This window comes from Paracoccus sp. Z118, from assembly GCF_019061185.1.
GTDB lineage: Bacteria > Pseudomonadota > Alphaproteobacteria > Rhodobacterales > Rhodobacteraceae > Paracoccus.
This window is the reverse complement of sequence record NZ_JAHQZU010000049.1, coordinates 1-6983: the sequence shown is the minus strand read 5'-3', so window position 1 is coordinate 6983 and position 6983 is coordinate 1. Positions and strand designations below refer to the sequence as shown.

Annotated in this window: 8 protein-coding genes and 1 tRNA gene; 8 read left to right on the top strand and 1 reads right to left on the bottom strand. The window is 57.2% G+C overall.

Features of this window, described 5'->3' with window-relative positions:
* Positions 1–333: 333 nt before the first annotated feature.
* Positions 334–762 (bottom strand): hypothetical protein, encoded by a 429-nt coding sequence (locus KTN05_RS16830; protein ID WP_217330540.1) that lies wholly within the window; start codon positions 760–762, stop codon positions 334–336.
* 505 nt (positions 763–1267) lie between these two features.
* On the opposite strand from KTN05_RS16830, the gene KTN05_RS16825 reads away from it, so the two are divergent.
* The 8 genes from KTN05_RS16825 to KTN05_RS16790 all read left to right on the top strand — a co-directional run bounded on the left by KTN05_RS16825 (position 1268) and on the right by KTN05_RS16790 (position 6755).
* Positions 1268–1906, top strand: a complete 639-nt coding sequence (locus tag KTN05_RS16825; RefSeq protein WP_217330539.1) for a recombinase family protein — start codon at positions 1268–1270, stop codon at positions 1904–1906.
* 341 nt (positions 1907–2247) lie between these two features.
* Positions 2248–3786 (top strand): alpha/beta hydrolase, encoded by a 1539-nt coding sequence (locus KTN05_RS16820; protein ID WP_217330538.1) that lies wholly within the window; start codon positions 2248–2250, stop codon positions 3784–3786.
* A 7-nt stretch (positions 3787–3793) separates the two neighbouring features.
* The gene (locus KTN05_RS16815; RefSeq protein ID WP_217330537.1) at positions 3794–4153 is read left to right on the top strand and encodes a Bro-N domain-containing protein; all 360 of its coding nucleotides are present in this window, start codon (positions 3794–3796) and stop codon (positions 4151–4153) included.
* A gap of 100 nt (positions 4154–4253) precedes the next feature.
* Complete coding sequence (locus KTN05_RS16810) at positions 4254–4874, top strand: hypothetical protein (protein ID WP_217330536.1); 621 nt, start codon at positions 4254–4256, stop codon at positions 4872–4874.
* Entirely contained in the window at positions 4867–5073 is a 207-nt protein-coding gene (locus tag KTN05_RS16805) for a hypothetical protein (RefSeq protein ID WP_217330535.1), read from the top strand. Before KTN05_RS16810 ends, KTN05_RS16805 begins: the two co-directional genes overlap by 8 nt.
* Positions 5074–5345: 272 nt before the next feature.
* Positions 5346–5960 carry a ribonuclease H gene (locus KTN05_RS16800; protein WP_254368313.1) on the top strand — a complete coding sequence of 205 codons (615 nt, stop codon included), beginning with the start codon at positions 5346–5348 and terminating at the stop codon, positions 5958–5960.
* A gap of 264 nt (positions 5961–6224) precedes the next feature.
* Positions 6225–6386, top strand: coding sequence for a hypothetical protein (locus tag KTN05_RS16795; RefSeq protein ID WP_217330534.1), 162 nt, complete (start codon positions 6225–6227; stop codon positions 6384–6386).
* A gap of 279 nt (positions 6387–6665) precedes the next feature.
* Positions 6666–6755 (top strand) — tRNA-Ser (locus tag KTN05_RS16790).
* Positions 6756–6983 lie beyond the last annotated feature (228 nt).

Sequence of the window (6983 nt, the reverse complement as noted above, 5' to 3'; positions counted from 1 at the left end):
CGGACACCCGCAAAGCGCCATCGAAGACCTCATGCCCTGGCGCTTCAACCAGCCGTCAAGCATCGCCGCATAGGGCAACGACCTCGCGCTTACCTTCATCTTGGATGCCCTCAAATTGAGCGCAGGCCCTTCCAACTTCTATCGCGATCTCATCGCTGCTGTTTGAGCCAATGCCCGTGAACGGCTTTGGCTCTAGGGCAATGCCGATTTCCGTGTACGCTGGGGGAGTTGAGAAACTATCGCGACTTTTGAGTGCTGCACTCAGCTGACGGAGCCTATTCTGCATTGAGCGTTCGTCCCCCATGTTTTGAGCCTTTGCTCCCATAGCTCTACTCAGTATCCAATCACCAGTAGCCGATAGGGCATCCTTATCCGAGAGTGGCCATACAGCGCGTCAGCAACGGCACAGGTGTTCTCGTAATCCCTGCTTACCGCCACCTTATCGCCGCTGCGATAGCGGTAAGTATTCGGCACGGCCAGAACAAGTACATCAACCTCAACCATTACCAGTGCTTGAATGAGATCCCTGTAGACAGCATTTCCCATCCAAGCACGTCCTGCCTCGATCTCGAGACCGCAGCGCCAGTCTGAGTGGAAGGCGTCGATTTCATACTGAAGATCCGGCGCACCGTTTTCGCCAAAGAAGACAGGGCGACGCACCTTGCCGGTTGCGAGTTTGCTCATCTCTACGGTGAACCCTAGCCCGATCAGGTTAGGCCGTAGTACCGCCAGCACCTCATCGCTGGTGAGTCCTTTGTCCAAGGTTCGCGTACAGATGGTTGGCTCGGTCGTACGAAACGCCTCCACGATGGAAGCTGCAAAGCTGGGCGGGGGCAGGGTTCGAGGATAGCTTGTAAAGCGGATGTTTGACATTATGGGTCCGACAGTCGCCCGACATGTTGCGCAAGGCAAGGGCAACTGCGCGTCAGAGGGGCGCTTAACATGTCGGAGGTTGGCCTGTTTCTCCGGATGTTCATAGCAGCTGCCTGAGAGCCTGATCAGAGATAAGGTGCTTTGCCGTTCCCCCCACCGGGAAGGGGTTAAGCATGGCAGCCGGGCTTCAAGGCTGAGATGCGTTACTCGTATCGCCTGACCGCGGCTCTGCAGCCGACACCAGCTACTCGTCTATCCAGCAGCAATCATGTGCCCACAGGGTATGCCCTAGCGGGCAGTCAGAAAGATGCCAGACAGAGTGCCCACAAGGGTTGACATAGAGTTGTGGGCAGGTGCTACTGTGGGCAGCACCCTTGTTGGCAGGAGATTGCCCATGTCCCGTACCGTTCTCTATGCCCGTGTCTCCACCACGGACCAGACCACAGCCCACCAGAAGGCCCAAGCCGAAGCGGCAGGCTTCACCATTGATGAGGTGATTGCCGATGAGGGGGTATCCGGTGTCGGCACGACCTTGCGGGAGAGGCCGGAAGGAAAGCGGCTCTTCGACAAGCTGCGGCATGGGGACACGCTGGTGGTCCGCTGGGTGGACCGTCTGGGCAGGAACTACCAGGACGTGACGGACGTGATCCGGCATTTCATGCGACAGGGCGTCATCGTCCGCACGGTCATCAATGGCCTGACCTTCGACGGGGCCACGACAAACCCCATGCAGCAGGCCGTGAGGGATGCCCTGATCGGCTTCATGGCAGCGACAGCACAGGCACAGGCCGAAGCGACCAAGGAGGCCCAGAAAGCCGGGATTGCTCACCACCGTGCAGCGGACCCGAGCAAGTACCGAGGCAGGAAGCCCAGCTTCACACGGGACCAACTGGACATGATGCGGGACATGCTGGGTCAGGGTGCAGGGGCATCGGCCATCGCCAAGGCCACGGGACTGACACGTCCCACAGTGCAGCGGCTGAGGGATGACATGGCGGGAGCCGAGGCGGCCCTGATGAGGTGGGGAACCTGACCAATGCTTCCAATAGTGAATTGAAATATAACGTTATTTACCCATCTTGATGATGGGGGATAATGGCGTTTCCACGTCATCTAGCACGAGCGGCACCATCATGAACGTCAATCTAGGGCGCGGTGAGCGCCGCATCGAACTCGAACTTCACCGGCACTGGGTCACCTGTGGGGCACCTGCAGCGAGCGTCAGGCGTGGCAAGAGGACCATGAAATCGCTTCATTGAGACTCTGCAAGATGCCACCTTACCGCGGCCGATGTCCACACGCGAGGATGTCATTGCCACACCGAAAAATAGACATTAGTTTTTCAGCCAGGTTTGTTCAAATTATACGGCAGTGATGGCAGACAAGTGGCATGTCAACTGGTTGCGCGAGGGCGTAGCCTCTTGGAACAGTAGGCGAAGAAAGGTTAGCTTCGCCCCTGATCTATCGGGCGTTGATCTTTTTGAGCTCCTGCCAGAGAAATATAGATCACGGGCGAAATCCTCCCGCTTCTTTGAACGTATAAATCTAAGCAAAGCCAACCTCACAGCATCGGACTTATCACGTGTAAATCTCAGTAAGGCGAACTTCGCGGAAGCGGATCTAAGGGGTGCGAACCTGAGCGCATCAAGCTTTACAGGTGCCAACTTCAAGAGTGCAAATCTCACTGAGGTGAAAGCGTTTCGAGCTAATTTCAGCAAGGCGAACTTCTCCGAGGCAGTACTTGAGGGGGCCAATACTTCGGAGTCAGTCTTTGCTGGAGCGAATTTTAGCAGGCTTAGTTCCCCGCCGACCCGCGAGATGCTAAGCGAAGTAGAAAAACAGCTCGACGCAAGTACGATCTTTAGCCCTCCACCCGCGCCTATTTACACTGCGGATACAGCTTCTCCTCTCCAACTCAAGAAAATTAAAGATCACGAGAGCGGTGTCAGATACGACGTTTACTATGGGACAAATAGAGTTCCAATTTATACGCAGGGAGAGCTCAGCGGATTCGGGGCAGATACCGACAATAAATTAAACCTCGGTGTTTGCGAGGTAGCCGTTCCGAGAGGGCATAGAATTGGCTCCTTGGGGTCTCCTCTGTGGACGCGACTTTTCAGCGGCGATGACCGACTTCAACTGAAAGGTTTGATAGGCCTCAACGAGGAGCTTTTCTGGCGTCTACTCTCACAACAGGCAGCCAGATCAAGAGTTAAGGCCCGCCCAACACTGTTCGTTCATGGCTACAATACATCCTTTGAGGGGGCTATTCTTCGCGCCGCACAGATTGGGTACGATCTCGGCATCGGGCAGGGAATTGCACTTTTTAGCTGGCCGTCTCGCGGTACTATGAGAAGTTACGCCGCAGATGAAGCCGCAGTGGATTCCAGCAAGTACCATCTGGCGGACTTTATTGAGGGATTTACTACCAACACCGAACAAAAAAGTGTTAGTATTATCGCTCATAGCATGGGTTGCAGATGCCTGATGGGAGCTTTGGAAGTCCTCGCCAACGGAAGAAGATCTACACTGAAGAAAATCGATCAAGTGATTTTGGCGGCGGCAGACATTGACACACGCCATATGAGATTCCTGGGCAGGCATGCCACCGACTACTGCAAACGGACCACTTCGTATGTGTCGTCCCGCGATAACGCACTTAAACTATCGGGATGGTTACATGAGTTCGACCGTGTTGGATTATCCCCACCCACCTACATTCTAACCGGAATGGATACAATAGTGGTGAATGATCTCGAATTGGGAGGGTTCGGACATGGATACATTGCGAGCAGTCGCACGATAATCAACGATGTGTTTCAGCTGCTGCAAGCAAACACGGCCCCGCCATCCCGATTTTCGATAAGGAAGATAAGCGATGCCGCGGGTAGTTATTACGTTTTGAATAACTAAATAGCAGATGAGCGCCGCCCTGAACCCTGGGCTGGACAAGACCGAGACGAATACCATCCGCTTGACGGATGGAAATCAGCGTGGCAACCTGATCCGTTCCATCATCAGCGAGAGCGGCCTCTACAGGCTGGTCCTCCGCGCCGACAAGGCCGAGGCCAAGCCGTTCAAAGATTGGGTGACCAAGGTCGTCCTCCCCGCGATCCTCCGGCGGCAGGCACTTCGCAAGGATGGGGCGCTTTGGTGCTGCTCCGGTCGTTATGGTGGGTGGCCCTCCGAGGCGCTGGCCGGGACGCTGGGACGGCTCGTGCTTCTGGTGGGTAAAAAACCCCGTAGCAGGGAGTCTCGATGGACTCCTGTGAGCCTGTGAGGGCCTATGAGGAGGTGCGTGGATTACCGCCCCCATATGACAGAGGGCGTGAGGCGATAGGCCAGCGTCAGGCTGTTTCCACCAAACCTACAGGAACACCATGAACGCCCTTACTCTGGTTTTTCCGGATGACGCACCACGTCTGCCCGTTGGCCTCACATGCCCGAAGTGCAATACCGCGTTCTCCCCTAAGCTGAGCAATCAGCGATATTGCGGGGTGAACTGCCAGAAGGCCGCAACGCGGAATACGGCAAGAGGATCACGGACAGCGGAGAACGCCCAGCGCAGACGCGACCACTACCAGCGGGCCGCATGGCTTTGCTATGATCTCAACAGAATGAACCCCGATGATCGGGTTTCCTTCACAGGCGAGTTGATCCTTGCCGCACGGGACCATGATGGCAAGCTTCGGAACATCCTCACCGATCCCTCCCTGCTCGGGGCATCACGGGGCGAGGGTATCGGCAAGCTATTTCCCGATAGCCACAACCGAGAGATAACGAACATCGCCAAGGTCGCCAATGCCTATTGCCGCGCAAGGTGGGGCGCGGGAGTCAAGGCCGTGATGTTGGGCCATTCGGTTCCGCCCGATGCGCCACAGCCCAGCTTGGCAGATATGGAAGGGCGACGACAGCCGAAGCCGCAGATGCCGGATGGCTGGGATTATCGGTCCTTGCTTTCGGACAAGTGGTCAGAAACTGCATCCGTTCCCCATGAGTGACAACACGGGAAACCGTAATCCGCCCTCCGCATATATAAAAGAAACCAACAGGCCCCCGAGGGGTATGACAATCATTGTCAAGACCTATCATCATCATGATCCGGCCATCATCACTGCCCGTGATTTTCCACTAGCGCCGCTGGCGCGGCTGACCATAGGGACGAAGATGCACCTGATGATGACAACCATTGTGATCTGACCACCATCATTGGCTTGTAGTCTTCCCTTGGCGCCGCTGAGCGCCAGTGGCTGGCGCGGCTGATCAGATGGGCTGAAGACGCACCTGACGACGACAGCCGTCATGATCCATGCCGATCAATGCCCTGTGGTCTTCCACTGGTCAGCAGGGTCGAAGCTGCATCTGAAGGTGCCGAATATCACGGCCTCCTCCAATCTGGTCTTCCTCATCCGCTGCCCTGCGGGTGGCGACCCATACCCTGCCATCATCATCGCGACGGGGGACTTCCGTCCATGCGGACGATCACCAGCATGATCAACCCCCAATCATCAACGGAGAAACACTTGGACCACATGACCAACAACAGCAGTGACCAGCCCTCCCGAGGCGAACAGCCAGCGGATAGCCAGACCTGCATTGAAATCTATACGGATGGATCATCCATCGGAAATCCCGGCCCCGGTGGCTATGGGGGTGTTCTGGTCAGGCGTGACGCTTTCGGCACTGTCGCCAAGGAACGCGAGTTCTCAGGGTCATCGCAGACCATCACCACGAACATCCGCATGGAGATGACAGCTGCGCTTGAAGGGTTGCGGAGCCTCGGCAGAAAGACCGCAGAACCGATTACGGTCTTCTGCGACTGCAACCTAATCCCCAATGGCATGAACCAGTGGCTTGCCGGATGGAAGGCGAATGGCTGGCACACGGGCAAGGGCAAGGGCAAGGGCAAGGGCAAGGGCAAGCAGGTTGAGAACCAAGACCTATGGGCCAAGCTGGAAGCGGAAGCAGAAGGGCGCAACGTGACGTGGCAATGGGTCCGTGGTCACAGCGGAACAGACCTGAACGAACGGGCTGACCGCTTGGCCTATCGAATGGCGCGGATGGCTGAAAGTAAGGGCACCCGATAGACAGCCCCGGATGTTCTGGCAGCCCATCTGAAAGGCCGCACCAGAGGTAAGGTGCCTGATCCGGTTCCCCCTATGGCCCATCCGTCCAATGGACAGCGCGGGGCACCACAGGGGGCTTTACCCGTGGCCACAGGGCTGGTACACAGTCAGCTATGCAGGACACTGGAAAATCTATTTAGATCAACGGCAAAGGTGCGACCGGGGCGAGTTCAATCCTCTCTCACAGCACCATCCTTTTCTGCCCGATTGATGAAAGTTACTGCCTTGCTGGGGTTCGTGCCGGTTCTGGTGCCCGAAGGCGGTCCCGTCGACAAAGCAGAGCTGATCGCCCGCCGAGTTGGTCAGCCGCAAGTCGAGCGGCTCCGGCACCCGATCATCCAGCCCGACTCCGGCCAGCGGCGAGTAATCGCCATCGCGGTTGCCTAACCGGAAGCATTCCCCCCCGTTGCGGAGCGCGACGCAGGCGACTTCATGAGCAAGACCCAGCATACAGATCCCGGGGTCTGAGCCCGCCGGGACAAGCTACCCCGCCCTTCTCCCCTTGGCCGTGTATAGAATGACCGTTGCCAGGTCCTTGCCACAATCCAGTTCGTGTTCGCTGAGTGTTCTGTCCGACAGGCACCCAAAGTATCCCTCAGGGAAATCTCCGCGCCGCTGACATATTGGCCTTGTTTTCTACGGCTTCTTGCTGGTATCCCCGCCGGCGGAGACGTGGCCGAGTGGTCGAAGGCACACCCCTGCTAAGGGTGCAGGCGGGAAACCGCCTCGAGGGTTCGAATCCCTTCGTCTCCGCCACTTGCCCCCGCGAAAGCGTTCTCCCGATCCGGCTCCGGCCGGATTTTCTCGTTGTTTTCGAGGGTTATGCGGGAGGGGCTGAGCACCGGCTGGGGCGCTAGGAGGCCCGGAAGCGGTCTCTCAGAGGCGATATTGTTGATTTCCACCCGGAACTGACCCGGGTAGGGGCGTAAATTCCACTGAGAACTGACCCATGTGAACCTTCCCCAAAGCGGAGCGCGGCGGGGG

What these genes read in the sequence shown, in the direction of transcription:
- KTN05_RS16825 (WP_217330539.1), top strand. Translation starts at nt 1,268, where the DNA reads ATGTCCCGTACCGTTCTCTATGCCCGTGTCTCCACCACGGACCAGACC.
- KTN05_RS16815 (WP_217330537.1), top strand. Translation starts at nt 3,794, where the DNA reads ATGAGCGCCGCCCTGAACCCTGGGCTGGACAAGACCGAGACGAATACC.
- KTN05_RS16805 (WP_217330535.1), top strand. Translation starts at nt 4,867, where the DNA reads ATGAGTGACAACACGGGAAACCGTAATCCGCCCTCCGCATATATAAAA.
- KTN05_RS16810 (WP_217330536.1), top strand. Translation starts at nt 4,254, where the DNA reads ATGAACGCCCTTACTCTGGTTTTTCCGGATGACGCACCACGTCTGCCC.
- KTN05_RS16820 (WP_217330538.1), top strand. Translation starts at nt 2,248, where the DNA reads ATGGCAGACAAGTGGCATGTCAACTGGTTGCGCGAGGGCGTAGCCTCT.
- KTN05_RS16800 (WP_254368313.1), top strand. Translation starts at nt 5,346, where the DNA reads ATGCGGACGATCACCAGCATGATCAACCCCCAATCATCAACGGAGAAA.